The sequence below is a fragment of the Microcoleus sp. Pol12B5 genome (assembly GCF_036701335.1).
Taxonomy (GTDB): Bacteria; Cyanobacteriota; Cyanobacteriia; order Cyanobacteriales; family Microcoleaceae; genus Microcoleus.
Window position 1 is genome coordinate 26,858 of record NZ_JAUBQQ010000022.1, and the last position, 22,032, is coordinate 48,889.

Annotated in this window: 16 protein-coding genes and 1 riboswitch; of the genes, 8 read left to right on the plus strand and 8 right to left on the minus strand. The window is 47.7% G+C overall.

Features of this window, described 5'->3' with window-relative positions:
• The first annotated feature begins 531 nt into the window (after positions 1 to 531).
• A riboswitch (TPP riboswitch) is annotated at positions 532 to 628 on the plus strand.
• A gap of 7 nt (positions 629 to 635) precedes the next feature.
• On the plus strand, positions 636 to 2,009 hold the full coding sequence (thiC, locus tag QUA24_RS12875) for a phosphomethylpyrimidine synthase ThiC (RefSeq protein ID WP_333201965.1): 1,374 nt from the start codon (positions 636 to 638) through the stop codon (positions 2,007 to 2,009).
• A gap of 395 nt (positions 2,010 to 2,404) precedes the next feature.
• Here thiC and QUA24_RS12880 read toward each other — a convergent pair whose 3' ends face one another.
• From QUA24_RS12880 to pyrE, 3 genes are all read right to left on the minus strand, one after another.
• Positions 2,405 to 2,521: a hypothetical protein gene (locus QUA24_RS12880; protein WP_333230141.1), complete on the minus strand. Its 117-nt coding sequence runs from the start codon at positions 2,519 to 2,521 to the stop codon at positions 2,405 to 2,407.
• Between the two features lie 210 nt (positions 2,522 to 2,731).
• Complete coding sequence (locus QUA24_RS12885) at positions 2,732 to 3,214, minus strand: hypothetical protein (RefSeq protein ID WP_333230143.1); 483 nt, start codon at positions 3,212 to 3,214, stop codon at positions 2,732 to 2,734.
• Positions 3,215 to 3,577: 363 nt separating this feature from the next.
• The gene (gene pyrE / locus QUA24_RS12890) at positions 3,578 to 4,153 is read right to left on the minus strand and encodes an orotate phosphoribosyltransferase (RefSeq protein WP_333230145.1); all 576 of its coding nucleotides are present in this window, start codon (positions 4,151 to 4,153) and stop codon (positions 3,578 to 3,580) included.
• A gap of 84 nt (positions 4,154 to 4,237) precedes the next feature.
• Here pyrE and QUA24_RS12895 point away from each other — a divergent pair, with 84 nt between their 5' ends.
• Positions 4,238 to 4,765 (plus strand): hypothetical protein, encoded by a 528-nt coding sequence (locus QUA24_RS12895; protein ID WP_333230147.1) that lies wholly within the window; start codon positions 4,238 to 4,240, stop codon positions 4,763 to 4,765.
• A gap of 183 nt (positions 4,766 to 4,948) precedes the next feature.
• Here QUA24_RS12895 and QUA24_RS12900 read toward each other — a convergent pair whose 3' ends face one another.
• Positions 4,949 to 5,692, minus strand: a complete 744-nt coding sequence (locus QUA24_RS12900) for a pentapeptide repeat-containing protein (RefSeq protein WP_333230148.1) — start codon at positions 5,690 to 5,692, stop codon at positions 4,949 to 4,951.
• Between the two features lie 20 nt (positions 5,693 to 5,712).
• Positions 5,713 to 6,357 carry a hypothetical protein gene (locus tag QUA24_RS12905; RefSeq protein WP_333084286.1) on the minus strand — a complete coding sequence of 215 codons (645 nt, stop codon included), beginning with the start codon at positions 6,355 to 6,357 and terminating at the stop codon, positions 5,713 to 5,715.
• A gap of 322 nt (positions 6,358 to 6,679) precedes the next feature.
• Between QUA24_RS12905 and QUA24_RS12910 the strand changes: the two genes are divergently transcribed.
• Complete coding sequence (locus QUA24_RS12910; RefSeq protein WP_333213733.1) at positions 6,680 to 7,003, plus strand: WGxxGxxG family protein; 324 nt, start codon at positions 6,680 to 6,682, stop codon at positions 7,001 to 7,003.
• Between the two features lie 420 nt (positions 7,004 to 7,423).
• Here QUA24_RS12910 and QUA24_RS12915 read toward each other — a convergent pair whose 3' ends face one another.
• On the minus strand, positions 7,424 to 12,778 hold the full coding sequence (locus QUA24_RS12915; RefSeq protein ID WP_333230150.1) for a PAS domain S-box protein: 5,355 nt from the start codon (positions 12,776 to 12,778) through the stop codon (positions 7,424 to 7,426).
• Positions 12,779 to 12,967: 189 nt separating this feature from the next.
• On the opposite strand from QUA24_RS12915, the gene QUA24_RS12920 reads away from it, so the two are divergent.
• Both QUA24_RS12920 and QUA24_RS12925 read left to right on the plus strand, forming a co-directional pair.
• On the plus strand, positions 12,968 to 13,771 hold the full coding sequence (locus tag QUA24_RS12920; RefSeq protein WP_333230152.1) for a creatininase family protein: 804 nt from the start codon (positions 12,968 to 12,970) through the stop codon (positions 13,769 to 13,771).
• 81 nt (positions 13,772 to 13,852) lie between these two features.
• Positions 13,853 to 14,608 (plus strand): DUF561 domain-containing protein, encoded by a 756-nt coding sequence (locus tag QUA24_RS12925; protein ID WP_333160931.1) that lies wholly within the window; start codon positions 13,853 to 13,855, stop codon positions 14,606 to 14,608.
• 203 nt (positions 14,609 to 14,811) lie between these two features.
• Here the strand turns inward: QUA24_RS12925 and QUA24_RS12930 are convergent, their stop codons facing one another.
• Positions 14,812 to 15,504: a calcium-binding protein gene (locus QUA24_RS12930; RefSeq protein ID WP_333230154.1), complete on the minus strand. Its 693-nt coding sequence runs from the start codon at positions 15,502 to 15,504 to the stop codon at positions 14,812 to 14,814.
• An 80-nt stretch (positions 15,505 to 15,584) separates the two neighbouring features.
• Between QUA24_RS12930 and QUA24_RS12935 the strand changes: the two genes are divergently transcribed.
• The 3 genes from QUA24_RS12935 (at position 15,585) to dprA (ending at position 18,429) form a co-directional block, all read left to right on the plus strand.
• Positions 15,585 to 16,232 carry a DUF2301 domain-containing membrane protein gene (locus QUA24_RS12935; protein ID WP_333055172.1) on the plus strand — a complete coding sequence of 216 codons (648 nt, stop codon included), beginning with the start codon at positions 15,585 to 15,587 and terminating at the stop codon, positions 16,230 to 16,232.
• Positions 16,233 to 16,359: 127 nt separating this feature from the next.
• Positions 16,360 to 17,013 (plus strand): YdcF family protein, encoded by a 654-nt coding sequence (locus QUA24_RS12940; protein ID WP_333230155.1) that lies wholly within the window; start codon positions 16,360 to 16,362, stop codon positions 17,011 to 17,013.
• 264 nt (positions 17,014 to 17,277) lie between these two features.
• Entirely contained in the window at positions 17,278 to 18,429 is a 1,152-nt protein-coding gene (dprA, locus tag QUA24_RS12945) for a DNA-processing protein DprA (RefSeq protein ID WP_333230157.1), read from the plus strand.
• Between the two features lie 139 nt (positions 18,430 to 18,568).
• Here dprA and QUA24_RS12950 read toward each other — a convergent pair.
• Positions 18,569 to 22,032: Calx-beta domain-containing protein (locus QUA24_RS12950; RefSeq protein ID WP_333230159.1), on the minus strand; the 3,464-nt coding region annotated here is incomplete at its 5' end.

The following is a 22,032-nucleotide window of genomic DNA, read 5'->3' on the forward strand; positions in this document are numbered from 1 at the left end:
TCAGCTACTACCCATTTATTGGGCATAATCCGGTTATACATCTTGTCTGTCCCATAAGAACTAAACCAAACATTAACTTGCAACTTAGACGCACAACGATCGCACCCACTGAAAATCACCCTCATTCAGCGCTGGTATAGACTACACTGAATAATCGAGCGCCAAATCTAAAGCTCCCTCCTAATAAACTTCTCCCAAAACCTCAGATAAATTTACAACAGGTTCTTCATCTCCTGACATATCTTTAACTTTATCGTCTGGAAAAAGCTTCAAAAGAAAAACAACGCACCGATCGCCTAGCAGCAAAATTGCGTGAAGTGGGGATTAATCCTGATGACGTGTGATTGTTTTTAGGTTGTTAAATCGGGTGTGATTCCCTTCGGGATAGCTTCGCTCGCTTGTACTTTTTAAACAGCAGAAATATCAGAAGCCCCAAAAGGCCGATCGCACTTTCGATCTCCTCACCCCATTGTTTATATTAAGATTTCCTTAATTGCTTTCATCTGGTACAGAAATCGGTGATACAATCAACAGCTTAGCTAGGGGTGCCCGAATATCTGGGCTGAGAAAACACCCTTAGAACCTGAGTCTGGGTAATACCAGCGGAGGGAAGCTGTTTATCAAGGAAATTAAATATGCGTACCGAATGGATCGCTAAGCGTCAGGGGCACACCAATGTATCTCAAATGCACTACGCCCGCCAAGGTGTAATTACTGAGGAAATGCACTTTGTTGCGAAGCGAGAAAATCTCCCGCCAGAACTGATCCGCGCGGAAGTAGCACGGGGACGGATGATTATTCCGGCTAATATCAATCACACGAATTTAGAACCGATGGCGATCGGCATTGCGTCTAAATGCAAAGTCAATGCTAATATCGGTGCATCTCCCAACTCTTCCAATATGGAAGAAGAAGTTGACAAGCTTAAATTAGCAGTGAAATACGGCGCTGATACCGTGATGGACTTGTCCACTGGCGGCGGTAATTTGGATGAAATTCGCACTACAATTATCAAAGCTTCACCGGTGCCGATCGGTACTGTACCAATTTACCAAGCACTAGAAAGCGTTCATGGTAATATGGAAAGTCTGACGCCCAATGACTTTCTTCACATCATTGACAAACACGCTCAACAAGGTGTTGATTACCAAACTATTCACGCCGGAATTTTGATTGAGCATTTGCCGTTGGTAAAAAATAGACTCACTGGGATTGTCTCTCGTGGCGGCGGCATTTTGGCGCGGTGGATGCTGCATCACCACAAACAAAATCCCCTCTATACTCACTTTAACGACATCATTGAAATCTTCAAAAAATACGATGTTTCGTTTAGTTTGGGAGATTCTCTGCGCCCCGGTTGCACTCACGATGCGTCGGATGATGCTCAATTAGCGGAACTCAAAACTTTGGGACAATTAACTCGCAAAGCTTGGGAACATGACGTGCAGGTAATGGTGGAAGGCCCGGGCCACGTGCCGATGGATCAAATTGAGTTTAATGTCAAAAAACAAATGGAGGAGTGTTCGGAAGCTCCTTTCTATGTTTTGGGGCCGTTGGTGACAGATATTGCGCCTGGATACGACCACATTACCTCAGCAATTGGGGCGGCGATGGCTGGTTGGTACGGTACTGCAATGCTGTGTTACGTGACGCCGAAGGAACACTTAGGATTGCCGAATGCTGAGGATGTCCGAAACGGGCTGATTGCTTACAAAATCGCGGCTCACGCTGCAGATATTGCACGGGGCCGTCCGGGTGCGCGCGATCGCGATGATGAACTCTCGAAAGCGCGTTACAACTTCGATTGGAACCGTCAATTTGAGCTGTCATTAGATCCAGAACGGGCAAAGGAATATCACGACGAAACTTTGCCGGCGGATATCTACAAAACTGCTGAATTCTGTTCGATGTGCGGGCCTAAGTTCTGTCCGATGCAGACTAAGGTTGATGCCGATGCTTTGACGGAATTAGAGAAGTTTTTGGCTAAGGAACCTGTAGCCCAAAGCTAATTGGATTAAGTAAGGTGCTGATAGCGCATCTTACTTAATCCTAAATCTGTTTCGTTTCTTGTGGGGCGGGCATCCTGCCCGCTCAAAAGTAGGGTTCTGATGGCGCACATTACTTAAGGTTATATTAAAAGCAGTTTCCCAAAAGGGAAAATAGCGATGTTCCCTTGCAGGTACTTTTTTGTTACCAAGGAATCCAGAATTTTATCGAGATTAGGATGAGCAAAAAAAGTAGCTATTTGCCCTTTAGTTAATAGTTTGCCATCTGCGTCATGCCCAAATTCTTTATTTCGCCTTTTCAAGATAAAGCTATTCAGCAACTCAATTTTGTCTCAACTGCACTCCCCCTCGCACACCCTGTTCGCAAGAATGAAGAGAATTGCCACTGCGATAGTCAATTAGCCGCCTACCCTGTACTGGTAAACTAACTGAGCGTCGGGATTAATTTCGCTGCTTAAGAGGCATTCCGTTTCCCGATTCAAGGAACCATCGGCGGCTTCACACCCTAATCTCATGGCGCCTATCCCTGAGAATAATTCAATAAAACGGATTTTTTTCAGGGCCATTAAGCCGGCGGTAAAAACTCATATTTTGTACTATTTTTTAATGGAGGCAGAGCCTCTATATCTTCATTACCAGGCTCTGCCTGGTAACGAGAAATTTTGAATTCGTAGGGTGAGTTTACGCAGCGCCAACCTCATGCACATTCGAGCTAAGTAAAAGATTTACCTGGATATGTTAGCTTGCGCTGTCTGTTGGCACGTTGAAAGAATGCGCCGATCGTTTGAGCTAATTGTGCGAATAGAATGCAGATTTGTTAGCTGAGTATTGATTTCAACTGTTTGAATTTTTCCGGCTGAGATTGCCTTCCCGGAAAGTATATTTCCCTGAATTTTACCAGTGAAGCACGCAAAGTCCGATCGCGGCGCGTAGATTGCACCAACCACCCGATCATCCTGGCGTTGAAACACTATATAGTTTTGAAGAACTTGGTTGGGCTTTGGCGAATCTCCGTACAGGTAAATACCATCTGGCAAAGCAGCAACATTAGTCTTAGATGGATTTTGTTGTGCTTGAAGCGGTTGTTGCTGAATGCCAACACCAATTAGTGTCAGAGGACAAATAAAGGCTGTTGCCAGTAGTTTCCATTTCCTTTTAATAGATGCAGGTAAAATCATTACTGCTTCTCCTTGGGCGTCATCTAACATCTTAAAACAGTCTTTTCTAGTTAATATCTCACTCAGGTTATAATTTCCCTCTGCTAAAATCAGCCGATTGGTAGAGATTCTGAACCTGAAAGCTGGCGCTTGTTTAGCACCGAAAAGTTTATTTTCTCTTGTCCTCCAAGTACCTGAGCTGATTTTGATAATAAAATTAGAGCGGGTAGCGTTTCTAATCCCACCCAATAAAACACCGATTTCCTCACTTCAAATGCAGGCAGCTCCTCTAGATATTCATTACCAGGCAGAGCCTGGTAACGAGAAAAAAATATCTTGAAAACTGTTGTGGAAGAAGCCCGAAAGCCGGTTCAGGAAAATGGTGATCTTCGGTCAGTTCGATCGCACTTTTGCCTATTTTTTGCTAGCCATCCACTTTTGAAGATCATTAATCGTAAAAACTGTTTCAAAGTCCAATCCAACAGAGCGATAAAACTCCGCACCACCTTGCTCCCTGTCAATCAGCGACAACACGCGATCGACTTTATAACCCGCACCGCGCAACCGTTCCACCGCCTGCATCGCCGACTTACCCGTCGTCACCACATCCTCCAGAACCGCCACATTCGTCCCCTCTGACAACAGCGGCCCCTCAATATAAGCCATTGTCCCGTGTCCCTTCGTCTCCTTTCTCACAATTAGCGCCGGAATCGATCGACCTTCGAGAGCCGAAACCACACTCACAGCAGTTACAATCGGGTCAGCACCCAAAGTCAAACCGCCCACAGCTTGCACCTCCGACGACAGCATCGACAACAGCAAACGTCCCGTTGCCAAAGCACCTTCAGCGTGCAGCGTCACCGGTTTACAGTTAATGTAATAAGAACTTTTCTGCCCCGAAGACAGCACAAAATCGCCTTCACGATAAGCAAACTCGCACAACAAATCTAGAAGTCGATCGCGCAACACCTTTAAATCCGCAGCATCCATAACTCACACCGTGTAAAAAACACAAATAATCCGTCGATAATCAGTTTATATTGGAATCGGAATTAATTAAGGAGGCCCAAATATATGAGTCAAAAGTTAAAAAGCCTGAGCGGCGCGTTGATTCTCGCTGTCGCCTCTGCCGCAATGTCATCCGTCAAACCAGCTCAAGCACAAACAGAGCGATTTCACCCGATTGCCGACGACTTCAACCGACAATTTTTTCAAGCTTCAGGAGACTTTTACCACAACGTCAGCTTGCAAGGTTACTTGGGCGACTATTTAGGCATCGGTTCCGCCAGCGGCGTCGTTGCCTTTCCCGAAAAAGAAATTGAGCGGGATGCTAGTCGCGTCAACGGCTTCTACCGACGAGTAATGCAGCGGCAAGTTTCCAGCGACCCGATTCTGCGCGTGCCAGATGCCGTCAATCCCTTCGATGCCTCAATCATGGCACTGCCTGCAGCTTGCCAGCTAGGACCTCAACCAAGCGCCTGTTTCCCCACTCCCGCCGGACTCCAAGATCAGTTTACACTTCCAACGCAGCAGCAAAATTCACCGAGTGATCCAGGGCCCGTTAGAGGACTTTATCAAATATCGCCCCCTGGCCAAAATTAATCGATCGACAGTTGTGAGTTTTGAGCCGAGGCGAGTTTACTCAATCTCGGCTTTGTTATATTCGAGAGAAAGCCTCAACCCGCCCCAAAAGCTCATGTTTTGGCAATCCTTTCGGTAAACCCGCAACTGGCTTTTTTTAACTATCGCCGTTATTTCACAGGACTAAATATTATCCAATATTTATCAAACAATGCTGCCATCAGGCATGATTGTTCCTTTCAAAATAGCTTCACCCAAATTAGCTCCCGCCAAGTTCGCTCCCCTGAGATTTGCCCCGGTCAAATTAGCCCCTCTCAAATCAGCTTTGCCAAGGTTTGTCCACCGGAAATCTGCCGCGATCAACTGTGCAAAACAGAGATTTGCCCGGAAAAGATATGCTCCAGTGAAGTGAGCTTCTCCGAGGTTAGCTTTAGAGAAATTAGCTGCATAGCAATGTGCTTCAATCAATTCGGCTTGAGTGAGATTAGCTTGACTGAGATTAGCACAGTTGAGGTTCGCGCCCATCGCATTAACTCCAGACATCACCGCACCGATTAAATTCGCATCACCGAAATCGGTTTGTTGGAGATTAGCAGCGGTGAGGTCAGCCCCAATTAAATTAGCACCGCTCAAATCAGATCCCCTGATGTCAGCCGCTTGCAGGTTGGTTCCCGTTAAATTAGCTTTAATTAAATTAGATTCCAGCAGTTGCGCTCCCGCAAGATTTGCTAAACTAAAATTAGATTCTGCCAGGTTTGCGGCAATTAATTTAGCCTTAAACAAATCTGTTTTAAAAAGGTTCGAGCGCCAAAGATGTGCACCTCTGAGATTTGCTTCCGCGAGGTTAGCTTCGCTGAGATCCGGTTCTATATTTGGGTTGAGACTTCTCCATTTAATCCAAGTGACTGCACCTTTTTTTAACAGCGCTAAATGCTGTGTATTTGCCATAATTGCATCTCCTTTAACGGCTATTCCTTGCGACCAAAAATTGCTGGATTTTCTCTACCCGTCACGCTTTCCACCGCCGCAATTGCTGCCTGGGAACCTGCTATAATATCTCGTTCTGCGCCGCCGAGGTAAAGCCGTCCGAAACTACCTACAGCCTGAACCTCTAAGATGTTAATAGATGCGCCTTTTTCTGCTTCATTAGCCGCCAGCGCTGCATAGGCCGCCGGTTCTACTTCCAAGACGTAAAGCGTTTGTCCCGCCAGCAGCAACTGTCCGCGCCGGGTGCGGTTGATTAATTGTGTTTGGTGGGCATCAATATTGCGAATAATTTGACTGGAAATCACTCGCGGTTTGATACATTCTTCTCTGCGGACTCCGATGAATTCTAGAATTGCTTTGCCTGCTGCCCGCGTTTCCCCCTGCTGACTCGAGTGTACTTCCAGAAGGCCGTACAAGCGTTCGACTATCTGCACCCCTGGGCGCACGGAGGCAGATTTGAGGGCGACATCGGTAATTCGGTTAATTTCGATACCGGGCGAGATTTCTATCCACAGCGACGCATCCCCTGGCAGCGGCAAGAATCCGGCGGCGACTGTGCCGATGTATGCTGCGTGCTGTGGCTGCAAGTTGTCTAGAAATACGTAGCTGCGTAACTCTATACCCAAAAGTTTTGATCTCCGTCGATCGAGTTCCAACACTTATCTGTGCAATATCTGAGTTTACCTTTTTTTGTAAACAACACCTTGTCTATTGTCGGGACTGCCGGAGTGCCTCATAACCGAGTGAGGTGCCAGACCCCCTATGTCTAGTACCGGAGTGCCTCCGCGAGCAATATTTCATTTTGTGTGCCTGCTAAAAATTGGATATCAATCTGTAGTTATAGGTGGAACATAACCATCTTTACTGCTAGAGATGGATTTAACTTTAAAAGCCCATTGATATAGTTTTGATAGTTAAAGATTTTAGCCAACAGAGAGCATTTGAATTATGAAACGTTCTGATTTATCCAAAGCAATCGGTGCAGGTATTATAGCTGCTGGTTTAGCCCTAGCACCAGCTCATCTCCCTGCTTCAGCTCAGACAGATACAACGGGCGGTACTACTTCCGGTACTAACAGCACTACAACCACCACAACTCCTCGTTCCGATGTCTACAATGCTGAGACCGATCGCGATTTTGATTGGGGATGGTTGGGATTGCTAGGCTTGTCTGGTTTGTTGGGTTTGATTCCCCGCAAACGCGAAGAAAATGTCCGCTATACAACTACAACGAGTGATCGCGAGCCAGCCGTGCGAAGTGACTACCGCTAAGAATCGAGTCTTAGGGCTGTGGGCATTATGCAGGGACAGGATGTTTTAACCTGTCCGACTAGCACCAAAAATAATCAAAAAACCTCCATCTGTGAGGTTTTTTTGTTTGAGATGATGCGCGAGCAAACGACAATAAAATTGGTTACATCTGGGATGTTACACCATTTTCAATAAGCTTTTTATGAACAGGCAAGATGCCTGTTCCACAAAAAGTTAATTTTATTGTGCGCCATTGCTCCTAGCCAGTCAATAAAACGCTGATTGAAAAGGGTGCAATATCTCAGATATAAGCGGAATTGAGATTATTAACTTCTTCCTATCTTCTTCCCTTCCTCCTACCCTTCGGGAACGGCTTCGCCGACCGCGTTCTTTGCATCTTCGCGGTTCGTTAAATAAAGACTTTTCCGACACAAAAACACTTTAAATAAGGTTTTTGCCCGATCGATCGAGTACCTCCCAAATCGCCTGCACCAACTTGTCGGGATCTAAAGGCTTAGAAATGTGGCGCTGGAACCCCGCAGCCAGCGCCTGCTGATAGTCAATTTCTCCAGCATAAGCCGTGAGGGCGATCGCCGGAATCCGTCCCCCTTTGTCGGGCGCCAGAGCCCGAACCTGTCGCATCAACATATAACCGTCCGTGTCGGGCATTCCAATATCGCTCAACAGCAAATCCGGCACAGACTCAGTTAAAACCGCCAAGGCATCGGCGGCGTTAGCAACTGCTGTAACACTTGCCCCACACTCCTCAAGCAGAAAAACCACTAAATCTAGCGCATCGGCCTCATCATCCACCGCTAATACCTTGACACCGCTCAAATTGAAGGATTGATCCGGCGACGCAGTTCCCGCAGGACTTGTCTGAGATTGGATCGGCATCAGAGGTATCCTGACAGTCAAGGTTGCACCTTGTCCTTCGCCGGGACTGTCAGATTTCACTGTACCGCCGTGGAGTTCGACGAGATGGCGGACGATCGCCAATCCTAAACCCAATCCGCCAAACTTGCGCGTCATCGAGCTGTCAGCTTGCCGGAAGTAGTCGAATACATAGGGCAGAAAATCAGGTTCTATACCTTTTCCCGTATCAGTTACAGTAATTTGGGCCAAGGTGTCCACCCGATCGAGAACGACTTCAATTTTGCCTCCGGGCGGGGTGAACTTGACGGCATTTGACAGCAAATTCCAGACTACCTGCTGAAGTCTGCCCGCATCGCCCAACACCGGGCCGAGATTCGGTGCAAATTGAGTGCGGATTTGAATCGACTTGACTTCCGCCGCCAGACGCATCGTTTCAATGGCGGCGCTGATTACCCCGGCTAAATCCACAGGTGCAATATTCAAGTTAACCTTACCTTGCAGAATCCCCGACACGTCGAGCAAATCTTCGATAAGCTGGGTTTGCAGTTTGGCGTTGCGCTCGATCGTCTCTAAGGCGTAACGCTGCTTTTCCGGTGTCAGAATGTTCGATTGAAGCAGCTTCGCCCAGCCCATAATCGGGTTTAAGGGAGTCCGCAATTCGTGGGACAAAACAGCCAAAAATTCGTCTTTGACGCGGTTAGCCTGTTCTGCCTCTTCCCGCGCTGCCTTTTCCCGTGCTAGAAGGCGTTCCCGTTCCGCTTCTGCAACTTTGCGATCGGTAATATCGGTGTTAGTGCCACACCAGCGCAGCACGTTGCCTTGATCGTCGCGAATCGCCACCGCGCGGGAGAGAAACCAGCGGTACGATCCGTCTTTGCCCCGCAAGGGGAAAGTATCTTCCCAGAGTTCCCCTGTTTCAATGCAACGCCTAAATTTTGCGACAACGCGCTCGAGGTGTTCCGGGTGCTGTACCTTTTGCCAGCCCCAGCCCTGCATTTCCTCTAGGGTGGTGCCCGTGTAGTCAAACCACCGCTGGTTATACCAAAAAATCGCCCCAGCAGCATCTGTCATCCAGGCCAACTGAGCGATGTTGTCAGCTAGAGCGCGGAACCTAGCCTCGCTTTCGTGCAGCTCATGCAGGGCTCGCGCGTGCAGGATCACCGTCCAGAGGCGAGCCACCACTTCTTGCATTAGCCAAACTTCATCGGGCCGCCAGTGCCGAACCACCTTTGATGCCACCAGCAAAAGAGCCACCCAGCGCCCTTCCTGAAGGCAGGGAACATCGACCAAAGCGCGAATGGACACGGCACCGTAGTTATCGACCAAATGGGCTGTATACGGGTGATTAGCGATATCTGAGATGACAAGGGTTTGACCTGCCCAAGAGAGAGTTTTCAGTTCTCGCGTCTTAAAGTCTGAGATTTGATAGATGCCGACGGTGCTGGCAAGGTCGGATTGGTGCCAGTCTTGCTGCACAATTGCCCGATCGGCTTCTACATCAATTTCGTGCCAGATGCAGCGATCGACCTTTAAATATTCTCCCAGACTGTTCATCGCTTCCGACAACATTTCTGCGGGGTTGAAGCGCTGCCGCAAGCGGGCTTCGAGATCAGAGAGAAACTGCTCGTTGAGTTGGGCTTGTTTGCGATCGTGAATATCGGTGTTTGTGCCGATCCACTCGACAATCTGGCCTCCTGCGTCGCGAATTGGCACGGCCCGGGACAAATGCCAGCGTTCCATTTGGTCTACTGCCCGCCGGAGGCGCAGCTCAACTTGATAAACTTCTCCTGTGATTAGACATTCTTCCCAACGGGCCCAAGATTCTGCCAAATCCGAGGGTGGGACTAGGGATTCCCAATTGCTTTGAACGGCTTCCTCGTAAGACATCCCCAGATATTCCAACCATTTTTGTTGATTGGTAAAGCGAATTTGTCCGCCGGAACTTACGTTCCAAATCAGGTGGGGCAGCGACTCAGCCAGGAAGCGGAAGCGGCGATCGCTTTCTGCTAAGCTTTCTTCGGCTCGTTTGCGATCGTCAATATCAATGCCGATACCAGCCCATTGCAACACCTTTCCCTTCCTGTCTTTGACTGGTACAAGTCGCGCTAGATGCCAGCGATAATTACCATCAAACCTGCGTACCCGACACTCGAATTCGTAGGCCTCCCCTGCTGCAATCGCAGGAGTGCGCGTGGCGACAACTGCTGGCAGATCATCAGGATGAAATAATTGCAGCACCGGCGCAAGCATCGGCAATTCTGGCATCATCCCGGTGTAGCTTTTCCAGTGTTGGTTGCAAAACTCTAACCTGCCGTCGGCGGTGTTGATCCACATTAATTCCGGGACACCATCGGCGAGGGTGCGATAGAGATTTTCGCTGTGCCGCAGTGCTTCTTCTATTTGCCGGCGCTCGGTTTTGTCCTGCATAATTTTCAGGAAACCTTGCACCTCGCCGTCTGCGTCGCGCAGGGGCCTCACCAGCCCGCTACCCCAAAAGCGGCTGCCGTCTTTGCGGACGTGCCAGCGCTCGTTTTCTCCTCTTCCCTGAGTCAGGGCGATGTGCATTTCTGCTTCCGGCATTCGGGCTGCTGAGTCTTCTGGAGTAAAGATGATGCGTCCGTGCTGCCCGACGATTTCAGTTTCGGAATAGCCCAGCAATCTCTGGGCCCCTGCGTTCCAACTGGTAACGTGTCCACCAATGTCGAGGGTGAAGATGGCGTAGTCTTTGGCGCTGTCGAGAATCAACTGCAGGTGGGTTTCACGATCGCACAGTGCTGCTTCTGCTTGTTTACGCTGGGTAATGTTGCTGGTGAAGCCGACTATTTTGGTTGCTTCACCTTGCTGGTTGCGGATCAAACAGCCGCGCTCCGAAACATCGATCCAGCGCCCGTCTTGGTGCTGGACTCGGTACTCGATTTCATAGCGATCCGGAATATTCAAGATTGATTGCCCCCCGGCTTGGATGCGTGCCAAATCGACAGGATGGATGCGTTCTCTCCACCACTCTGCTGTTGCCGGTGCATCCTCTGGGTAGACACCGACGATCGAGCACAGTCCCTCGGAACGGTAAACTGAGTTTGCTACCAAATCCCACTCAAACACCATCCCGTCGATCGCCCTTGTAGCTGATTGGAAACGGTTGTAGCTTTCTTGCAAGGCGAGTTCGGCCATTTTGCGAGCGGTAATTTCCTGTACCACCATATGAATTCCGACAATCTCTGGGCCCCTGTCTCTGAGCGGCCACCAATTCTGGAGCCAAGTGCGAACAACAGTGGGTTGATCCCTGGTTTCACCCGTGAGTTCAAAATTTCGGATCGGTTCTCCGGTGTCTAGAAGGTGGCCCAACAAAGGTTCGGCTGTGTCTGCCCAGTCGGGGACAATTTCGCGCAGGGTGCGGCCGATGTGCGCTTCGACGGCCAGGCCGTTCATTTGGGCAAACCGCTGGTTGATCCGCAGGAACCGCAAATCTGTGTCTAAAACGGCTAAACCCACGGGAGTTGTTTGGTAGAGCGACTCTATCTCTAGAAGTTGACGGCGCACGGTTTGTTCGCTTTCTTGTAGGGCGAGTTCGGCTTTTTTGCGATCGGTAGCATCAAATAATACTCCGATAAACCGCACTGCTTCGCCTGCCTCGTCGTAGAGATAGCGCCCGAACGCGCTCAACCAGCGGATTTCTCCGCTGTCGGCCCGGATGATGCGGTATTCGGGGGAGTAGAGCGATCGTGTTTGCCGAGCTGTTTCTATTTCCTGTAGGACTTGCTTTAAGTCGTCTGGATGCACGCTGTTTTCCCACACAACCGCGCTTGCTTCGCCACCGGGTACCGGTTCGCAGCCCAAAATGCTGAAATGGGTCGCCGACCAAATTACTCGATTTGTTCGCACGTCTAAATCCCAGGTTGCCATGCCTGAGCCTTCGATGGCGACGCTCAAACGTTCTTCGCTTTGTTTCAAAGCAATTTCAGTTTGTTTGCGCTCGCTGATATCTGTCACGGAACCCACAGCCCGCAAGGGATTGCCTGACTCGTCCCAAATTGCTCGCCCTCTGGCTAAAACCCATTTGTAGCGCCCGTCCCCACAACGGATGCGGTACTCGCAGCAGTAATGTGAGGTTTCTCGATCCAAGTGCTGCTGCCAATTGCTTTGCATTATCTCCAAATCATCGGGATGAATGTAGCTCAAAAATTGGCTGAATTCCTTGACTTCTTCAGGCCGACGTTCCAAAATCTCTAAACAGCGATCGCTCAGGATCTGGCAATTGGTTTGCAGGTTGTGATCCCAAATGCCATCGTTGTTGCCCTGCAAGGCTAGCTGCCACCGTTCTTCGCTTTCTCGCAAAGCTTCTTTGGTTTGATTGGCGCGATCGATTTGTACGGCGGCAACGGCAAAGTCTGCTAGGACGATCGCGATCCGCAAGTCTTCGGCATCGAATTGGCGATCGGAATCGTGAGATACAATCCATATTGACCCCAGCGGTTGATTTTCTGCTTCCAGTGGCACGACTAACGCTTCGGCGATCGGCAATTCTAGCTGCTGTAAGTCGGTAAAATATTGTTCGGGAGCGAAGTAAAGCTGAGGAGTTTGGCGATCGATCGGGGGGCCAGACAAACGCAATTTGCGGGGTGTGTTTGTATTTTCTGCTGCTTCCCACGCGCCCGCCAATGCCTCCCACCGAAAGATTTGTTCGGAACGGGCATTTTCTTCTAGTAAGCATACTCCGACACTTCCTGCACCGCACAAATCTTTTGCGATCGCCACCAGTGTTTTGAGCAGCCTGTGGGGTGAGGTTGCCAATTGTCGGGCAAGCGTTTGCAGCGCTCGGTTTTCTGCTTTGTGATCGTGTGATCTAGGGATGCGGCGCGACAGTTCATCGGCGATCGGAATGTCGGTTAAATTAGTTTGTGGGGTTTGCCAAGCTTCCATCAATTAGTGGTCTCTATGTCTTTCTGTCTGAGCAGGCGAGCGTACATCAGCGCCCTCTTAAAGCATCTGCTATAAATTATAGCATCTACGGAGAGACAGCATCATTTCTCTACTAGCTATCTAGGGAATTTATTTTTAGTTTTCAGGTTAATTGATTGCCTTGCTTACTTTTACTATTGTCGCCACAATATGCACAATTTTATTCCAGAATCGCGCTTTTTTCCCTATCTAACTTGGACCGAAATTCAGTCTATGCTGGATAAGGAAAACACGGTGATAATTCAGCCGCTAGGTGCGATCGAACAGCACGGCCCCCATTTGCCTTTAATTGTAGATGCGGCAATTAGCACAGCGGTGGCAGGCAAAGCCCTGGCAAAGTTAGAGGCAAATATTCCCGCCTATGCTTTGCCACCTTTGTACTATGGCAAGTCGAACGAACACTGCCATTTTCCCGGTACAATTATGCTCAGTGCTCAGACTGTTTTAGCAGTAATCAGTGAAATTGCGGACAGTATTTATCAAGCTGGATTTAGAAAATTAGTGTTAATGAATGGTCACGGCGGACAGCCACAGGTAATGGAAATTGCGGCGCGGGATATTCATCAGAAATATCAGGATTTTTCTGTTTTTCCGCTGTTTGTTTGGGGCGTTCCGAATGTGGCTGCTGAATTATTAACTGCGAAGGAATTGGAGTTTGGAATTCACGCGGGCGATGCAGAAACGAGTTTGATGTTGTCAATTTTGCCCGAACAGGTGAAAATGGAACTGGCTGTTTGCGAATACCCGCAGGGTTTACCAACAGACAGTTTGCTGAGTATGGAAGGGAATTTGCCTTTTGCTTGGCTGACGCGAGAGTTGACTGAAAGCGGTGTGTTGGGCGATGCGACGGTGGCGACGAAAGAAAAGGGATCTCGTATTCTCGAATCTCTCTCTGACGGCTGGGCACAAGTTATCAAAGATGTTTACAAATTTCGCCAGCCGCGTAGTAATTAAAAATTAAGAATTAAAAACCAAAAATTGTTCTAATTCGTGTCAAAATGAGTCTAAGAAATTTTTTGAGTTGGAAAACTAACGATGAGTGTAAATTCTAAATTGCAGCGCGCATTTGAGCAAGGTCGCGCCCTGAAAATTATCAGCGGTTTAAATAATTTTGATGCCGCCAACGTTGCGGCTGTCGTCAAAGCAGCGGATCTCGGCGGTGCTTCCTTTGTCGATATTGCTGCCGATCGCGATTTGGTATTGATGGCAAAACAGTTGACAAATTTGCCAATTTGTGTATCTGCTGTGGAACCGGAAAAGTTTGTGCCTGCGGTAGAAGCTGGCGCTGATTTGATTGAAATTGGTAACTTTGATGCTTTCTACGCAGTAGGCCGCCGCTTTGAAGCTGAGGAAGTTTTGCAGTTGACTCGCGAAACTCGATCGCTGTTTCCCAACATCACTCTTTCTGTAACAGTTCCCCACATTTTGGCACTCGACAAACAAGTGCAGTTAGCAATTGAATTAGTCAAAGCTGGCGCTAACATCATCCAAACCGAAGGTGGCACCAGCGCTCAACCAATTCACGCCGGCACATTGGGATTAATTGAAAAAGCAGCGCCTACTTTGGCTGCCGCCTTTGAAATTTCCCGCGCCGTATCCGTCCCCGTACTCTGCGCTTCCGGTATCTCCAGTGTCACCGCACCCCTCGCTATTGGAGCCGGTGCTGCGGGTGTTGGTGTCGGTTCTGCTGTCAGCCAACTCAATAGCGAAGTGGCGATGATTGCGGCTGTTCGCAGTTTGGTTGAAGCTTTGGCTTTGGTTTCGCGATCGCACTTGTCGGCTTCCATTTAATTAAGAAGGAAGAAGGAAGTTCGGCAACGGATTCTGTAACGGATGTACCGGATGTCAGGGAGAAGGAAGAAGGAAGTTCGGCAACGGATTCTGTAACGGATGTCAGGAAGAAGGAAGAAGGAAGATTTTTTCCATCCCCACTCTCCCCTTCTCCCACTCTTCCTCTCTTCCCATCCCCCACTCTTTCACTTTTCCACTCTTCCTTAATAATTGATAAACCACACGGCATAATCATCTAATAACTGATTGTTGCGGGAAATTACATCAACTGACTCTAACTCGAATAAAGGCAACATAAACTTTTGGCGATCGCTGACGCGCTGCACTTCCACAAATATGCCTTCTTCCTGAACCACCAAATCCTCCAACCGACTAATTGTGAATCTATCAGTATAAGAAGGTTGAGTTTTTTTGAGCCGTGCATATTCTTTTTTGCTGCCGGAACCCATTGTATATTCTTCTTCCCATTCAAACTCTTCTATGCCAGTAACGTGGCAGGGAAGTTGAATATTTTGCTTGATGTACTCTAGATATTTGACTGTATTTTTTAGAGTACAATCAATATTTTTAGAACCCAAAATCTTACTGATTTTAGTTTCCAATTGCTTGTTATTAAATGGCATATTTTTATCGAGATGCGCTAACGTTTCTGGATCGAACCCCGCTCTCAATTCGGATAATTCCTCCAGCAGGCTCTGAAAGTCGTTGACCGGTTTCGGTCTTCTGCCTGCTACAATGGTTTCATCAAGCTGAACTGGAGGAAGTTCGGATTGTGAAGGAAGGGATTGGCTTTGCTTTGGGCGATCGTCCACTTTAGACTTGTTAACTTTAGACTTGTTAACTTTAGACTTGTTAACTTTAGGCTGGTTAAGTTTAGGCTTGTTAAATTTAGGCATCGCTCGGTCTCGCTGGATCGGTTTATCAATAAAGTATATCTTGGCAGAAGTACATTCGTGTCTGATAGGAGGAAGCTGTAATGCAACTACTGAAATCACCTGATGAATCGCCAGTCTATCAAGGACAATTCGGCGAATTTACGATTACTCAAAACGATCGCACGGGAGTGTTGATTTACCGCGCTGGATTGGGGGTGGCGGCGCTGTGTTTTGCGATCGGCACTACTCTGGTGCTACAACAGGGCGACAACCCGATGGCAATCCAAGCTGTAACGCCTGTTTTTGCTTGTTTCTGGATAGCTTTAGGCGTCAGCTTGGCAACTATTCACATTTACATGATTGCGCTGCACCGAACACTACAGGCGTTTTGGGCGATCGGCGGCGCGGCAGCATTGTTTGTGGCCCTACAAAGCAGCCAACCTCTAGCTTTAGCAGTGTACGAACATCCCGCCACTTTGTGGGGAATTGGCTTTACTTTTGCTGCCTTAAATGGCATTTATTTTAAGGAAGCATTCTGCTTTAATCGCCTCGAAACTAAGTTTTTGACTCCGGGAGTTCCTTTGTTAATTTTAGGACATATTTTTGGATTTTTGTCAGCCGAAAATGAACAATTTTTGCTGGCAGTTTGGGCGGCTTTGTTTATTATCTTTGCTGTACGCAAGTTTTTTCAACCGATGCCGCAGGATATTGGGGATAAAAGCGTTTTTGAGTATCTTAAACACCAATAATTTGGGAATGGGGCATTGGGAATGGGGCATTGGGCATTGGGAAATTATATCACTTTCTCACTATTTCCCTCTTCCCCAGTCTCGCCGAATCTGCCTCCATACCTGAAAACATCTAGATCGAGTTAAAATGAGAATTCGTCTAATCCGTCGTCGAGAAATGTGGGTAATTACCAGGGAAGGTTGGGTAATTGCAAGCACGGGATTGATAATTTTAATGCTCTTAATTCTCACAAATATCCATCCGTTTTTGGCTGTAAATGCGCCGATTAAAGCAGATATCTTGGTTGTCGAAGGGTGGTTGCCGGATTATGCGATCGAAAGTGCGATCGCAGAATTCAAAAAAGGCGAATACCGCCAATTAATTACCACAGGAGTTCCTTTAAGTAAAGGCTTCTATCTTGCTGAATATAAAAATTATGCCGAACTAACTGCCGCGACTTTTATTGCGCTAGGATTTGATACAAACCAAGTAGTAGCAGTACCAGCAGCGAGTGTTGTCAAACACCGCACTGCTGCTTCGGCGATCGCACTTCGCGATTGGCTGGCTGCTTCTGCCATAAAAGTTGAATCAATTAATCTTTATTCTTTTGGCCCTCACGCCCGCAGAAGTTGGATTGTTTTCAAAGAAGTCCTGAATCCTGAAATTAAAGTCGGGATTATAGCTGCTGAATCGCAAGATTACAACCCACAAGAATGGTGGAAATCGAGCGAAGGTTTTCGGACTGTGATCGGAGAAATTATTGCTTATATTTACGCCCGTTTCGTTGACTGGAAAACCTAGCTAGTAATTGTCAAGTTCCCTTTTAATTCTCTTCGCTTTATTCGCGCCTTCGCGGTTCGTAAAAAAAGTATATAACAGTTTTAAATCTGTGGAAATACAGAACACAGCAGTGCCATTTCTTTACCCGGACATCTGTGAAAATACAGGCCACGGCAGTGCCATTTCCCTAGCCAAGGAATACAGGAAATGGCAGTGCCGTTTCCCTACTATATTCATTCCACCGAAGATGATAAAATTATTCTCAGATAAGTTGAGGGTAACTCGTTGCTAGAAGAACGCGCTTACTGGTTGGCATGGTCCCAAATTAACGGTATCGGGCCGATTTTGTTGCAAAGATTGCACCAAAATTTTAAGAGTTTGGCAGAAGCTTGGGCGGCAAAACCAGTAGATTTAATGCGAATCGAAGGGTTCGGCAAGCAGATAATTGAAACCATTGTGCAAGAACGCACTAAACTCAATCCCCAAGAATTTATCGAAAAACATCTTATAAAAAATCCCTGTTTCTGGACGCCAGCTGATCCAGATTATCCCCGCTTATTATTGGAAATTCCCAATCCGCCACCAGTGTTGTATTATCGCGGTTTAGTTGATGTAAAAGAGAATCAAGGAATTACGCCGACGGTGGCAATTGTTGGGACTCGCAGCCCTTCGGAATACGGTAGAAGGTGGACTCGCAAAATTAGTACGGCTTTGGCTAGAAGCGGTTTTACTGTGGTTTCGGGATTGGCGACGGGCATTGATACAGAGGCTCATACAGGCTGTTTGGAGGCGGGAGGAAGGACTTTCGCAGTAGTGGGGACGGGAGTAGATATTGTATATCCTAAACAAAATGAGAGGTTGTGCGATCGCATTTTGCAGCAGGGATTGGTAATTAGTGAATATCCGGCGGGTACTCAACCGAATAGAACTAATTTTCCGCGCCGAAATCGCATAATTGCTGGCTTAAGTCGCGCTACAATCGTGATAGAAGCTCCCCATAAATCGGGTGCTTTAATTACTGCTTATCAAGCGAATGATTTTTGCCGGGATGTGTATGTTTTGACGGGCAGATTGGATGATGAGCGTTCTTTTGGATGTTTGGAGTTGCTGAGTAAAGGTGCTCATCCGATTCTGCCGAGTAGCGATCGACTGTTAAGCGAAGACAGGTTGTTGGAAATGCTCGGAGCTATGCCAAAATTGGATAGAGCCGAGCAGTTGTCGCTATTTCCCGCAAATCCGACGGTTGAGAAGCAAGGGCCGCTGTTGGAGCCGGAATTGGCTAAGGTGTTAAGTGCGATCGTATCTGGGTCGATTTCTTTTGATACAATTGTCGAAGTGTCTGGATTAGAAGCAGGAACAGTTTCTAGTATACTTTTGCAGTTGGAATTGTTGGGATTAGTTTCGCAGTTACCAGGAATGCGATATCAGCGCTGCTGATGTGAAAGAAAACTGGGCGGTTGAAACCGCGTCTACACAGACAAAATCCGCCTGCGCGGATTGAAGATTATTCGGCGGTTTCAACCGCCGAGTGAATATGGCCAGGGGATAAGGGATTGCTCCCCCGGCGCATTCAATCTCAAATCAATCCGAAATTAACGGCACTGATACTGCTAGCCGAAACACCACTGAGAGAAGCTAAAATCTCCCCTGTTTGTGCAAACCGGATTAAAGTTGCACTGCTATCTTGAGCAACCGCCAATTGCGAGAAACTCAACCCGTTACCCAATACTAACAAGTCTTTACCGACTTCAAAATAGGTAATCGTGTCAGTACCGGAATTGGTAGAGAGTAGGAATTTATCTACTCCCATTCCTCCTACCAAGGTATCAATTCCTAAACCGCCATTGAGTAAATCATCTCCCTTACCTCCGTAAAGAATATCATTACCATCATCGCCGTTCAAAATGTCAGCACCACGGTTGCCAAACAAGACATCATCACCGCTACTTCCGAGGATTGTATCGCTACCTTTGCCACCGAAAATAGTGTCATTCCCCAGAACTCCATCGAGGTAATCATTGCCCCTCATGCCCATCAACACATTATTCCCGCTGTCGCCACTTAGGATATCGTCGCCATTGGTACCGAGAATTGCATTCGGGGAATTGCTGCCCAAATCTGCATCACCGCTGACAACAGGAGTGGCAATCCCAGTCGGCAATACTACAGCTTCAATTCTGCTATCTAAAGCAGTACCAGTATTGTCAGCAACTACCTGGGAAATTGGTTTATTTCCTGTACCAACTTCTTTGAATTCTTGAGTGGTTGGGCCCAAGGCTACTTGTTGGAGGCGGGCAAGTGATTCAGGAATTGATGTTCCTGTTGGGTTGGAGACAGCGGCATCAATGCGCTGATTGGCTGTTGCCATTACTGTCGCGCATTGCGATGTAATTTGGCTGATTTGTTGAGAGTTGAAACTGGGGTCAATTTGCTGGATTTTCGCGGCAGTTTGCTGAATGATTGGTTCTAAGGCTGCGGCATTGCTGAGGTTTAAGACTGTACCGGATTGAATTTGAGCGGTAATTGAACTGACAACAGCCTTGACAATATCAGTATTGACTGCACTGGAAGCACCGTCAATCAAAGCGCTGGTTTGGGTGATGAAGTTTTGGACTTTCACCATTGCGGCTAAGACTTCGACTCCGCCCGGTTGATTGTTGTTGGTCGCTAAGATTGGATCTAAGCTAGTTAGGTCAACATCGGCGGGGAGAGAAAGGGCGGCTTTGACTAAAGATTGGGCTTGTTCGGGTGCAATTCCTTTGTCGATTAAGTCGGCGATTAAGCTGGTTAGGAGGGTGACAACTGTGGAATCTGGGGGTGCGGTGAGTGGTGTTTCTAGCGGTAAGCCGGTGGCGGTGTCAGTGCCTCCTGTGACCACTAAGTTGCCTTCTGATGGGTCGATTTCTCCGTTTTTGTTGGTGTCGAAAATGTCGAAGGAGATGTTGAGATTGAACTCACCGTTGCTATCGGTGGTGGTGGATGGCTCGTTGGTGTCGAGTATGCCGTTTTTGTTGGCATCTAAGAACACAGTTGCACCGGAGATATAACCGTCAATTGCGATGCCCGAGAGGCTGTCGGCGCGGTACAGGTGGAAGAAGTCGCTGACGCTGGCACCAGCCTTGTCCGTTGCTGTCACCTTAATTGGCACATAGAATTGTGGGGGGACATTGCCAGCACTCAAATTCACGCTAAAAGTCAGCGTATTCGGGTCGAAATTAAGCCAATTGGGTGGAATGAAAGTGCCGGTATTGGGGTCGAAGGTCAGCCAATCGAGAGGGTTGGAACCGAAGGGTCCGACGTTGCCTTGGAACTCTGGAATTATTGAGTAGGAGTAAGTGAGGATGTCACCTGGATCGTAATCGGTAAAGGTGTTGGGAGCAAGAGTCAAATTGAAGTCGCGGCGGGGATTGGGACCACGTTGATTCGAGAGGGAATTAGTCACCACCGGCGGGTTGTTGTTGAGTGTAGATTCAGCATCGATAATTTTCAGACTGGCAGAGCTCTGGGTGCCGATATTGGCATTATCCCCATTGGCAATCCGAAACGCAATTTCTTCTGTTCCCTCAACTTGACCATCCGGTAAGATGTCAATTAAGAAACTTTTGCTATTTTCGCCTGGGTTAAAGGTGAGTTCAGGAGAGAAATTAGGGGTATTCCAATCAGTGCCAAAAGTCGCTGAACCAGTAGGAGGTTGTAGGTACACCCTGGAAGAGTTGTTGAGATTCCCTGTGCGAGTGAGGGTAATTTGTGTCTGACTGATTCTTGTACGACTTTCATTGACTTGGTAAGTAGCTGGGGAGAAATTAATTGTAGGAGGTCCCTGAGCATCCAAAATTTGCAAAGTAGCAGTGTTTTGGGTGCCAATAATGGCATTATCCCGATTGGTGATCCGAAACGCAATTTCTTCTGTTCCCTCTAATTGACCATCCGGAACAACGTTAATTGTGAAAGTTTTGCTATTTTCGCCTGGGTTAAATGTGAGTTCAGGAAAGAAATTGGGCGGAAGGTTCCAATCTGTTCCGAAAGTCGCTGAACCAGTAGGAGGTTCTAGGTACACCCTGGAAAAGTTGTTTAGATTCCCAGTGCGAGTGAGGGTAATTTGTTTCTGAACGCTTCCTGTGGGACTTTCATTGACTTGGTAAGTAGCTTGGGAAAAATTTACCGTGGGAGGCCCTTGAGCATCCAAAATTTGCAAGGTAGTAGTGTTGGCGGCGCTAATCATGGCATTATCCGCACGCTCAATCCGAAACGCAATTTCTTCTGTTCCCTCAAATTGACCATCCGGTAAAATGTCAATGGTGAAAGTTTTGCTGTTTTCGCCTGGGTTAAAGGTGAGTTGAGGAGAGAAATTGGGGGGAACTTTCCAATCTGTTCCCACAGTCGCTGAACCAGTAGGAGGTGCTAGGTACACCGTGGAAATGTTGCTTAGATCTCCAGTGCGAGTGAGGGTAATTTGTTTCTGAACGATTCCTGTGGGACTTTCATTAACTTGGTAAGTAGCTTGGGAAAAACTTACTGTGGCAATACCACCAAGAATCTGATTGTTGAGATCACCACCAGCAATCCGAGCGTTAGATGGCGGTATGGTGTTACCCCTGTTAACAACAGTGGCATCCGGTGCATTGAGGCCGTTGTAGTTATTATCCGCACTGACAGCAGGGGCAGTCACAATCTGATAAGTCTTATCGCCGTCAAATACTCGATCGTTCACACCCGTTACCGTAACAGTCTGCCACTGATTCCAATTAGCAGAATTGAAGGTAACAGTTTGCGGGGAATTTACTCCCTCTGCCTCATTGCTGGTACGCAAATCAATTCTCACATCAGCAGTAGGTTGGCTGTTTAGTCTGATGGTGAATTGGTCTGTGCCACCAGTTTCTGTAGTTACTAATCCCGATGCCGGACTAATAACAATGCCAGGACTTCCAACTATCGGTGTCGGCGTTGGTGTTGGAGTACCAGTTGTCGGCGTTGGTGTTGGAGTACCAGTTGTCGGCGTTGGTGTTGGAGTACCAGTTGTCGGCGTTGGTGTTGGAGTAC

Bases quoted from the DNA above. Each gene is read 5' to 3' on its own strand.
- QUA24_RS12935 (WP_333055172.1), top strand. From the start codon at position 15,585: ATGCAACTACTGAAATCACCTGATGAATCGCCAGTCTATCAAGGACAA.
- QUA24_RS12885 (WP_333230143.1), bottom strand. From the start codon at position 3,214: ATGTTAGATGACGCCCAAGGAGAAGCAGTAATGATTTTACCTGCATCT.
- QUA24_RS12910 (WP_333213733.1), top strand. From the start codon at position 6,680: ATGAAACGTTCTGATTTATCCAAAGCAATCGGTGCAGGTATTATAGCT.
- QUA24_RS12920 (WP_333230152.1), top strand. From the start codon at position 12,968: ATGCACAATTTTATTCCAGAATCGCGCTTTTTTCCCTATCTAACTTGG.
- pyrE (WP_333230145.1), bottom strand. From the start codon at position 4,153: ATGGATGCTGCGGATTTAAAGGTGTTGCGCGATCGACTTCTAGATTTG.
- QUA24_RS12925 (WP_333160931.1), top strand. From the start codon at position 13,853: ATGAGTGTAAATTCTAAATTGCAGCGCGCATTTGAGCAAGGTCGCGCC.
- QUA24_RS12930 (WP_333230154.1), bottom strand. From the start codon at position 15,504: ATGCCTAAATTTAACAAGCCTAAACTTAACCAGCCTAAAGTTAACAAG.
- QUA24_RS12880 (WP_333230141.1), bottom strand. From the start codon at position 2,521: ATGAGATTAGGGTGTGAAGCCGCCGATGGTTCCTTGAATCGGGAAACG.
- QUA24_RS12900 (WP_333230148.1), bottom strand. From the start codon at position 5,692: ATGGCAAATACACAGCATTTAGCGCTGTTAAAAAAAGGTGCAGTCACT.
- QUA24_RS12895 (WP_333230147.1), top strand. From the start codon at position 4,238: ATGAGTCAAAAGTTAAAAAGCCTGAGCGGCGCGTTGATTCTCGCTGTC.
- QUA24_RS12915 (WP_333230150.1), bottom strand. From the start codon at position 12,778: ATGGAAGCTTGGCAAACCCCACAAACTAATTTAACCGACATTCCGATC.
- QUA24_RS12940 (WP_333230155.1), top strand. From the start codon at position 16,360: ATGAGAATTCGTCTAATCCGTCGTCGAGAAATGTGGGTAATTACCAGG.
- thiC (WP_333201965.1), top strand. From the start codon at position 636: ATGCGTACCGAATGGATCGCTAAGCGTCAGGGGCACACCAATGTATCT.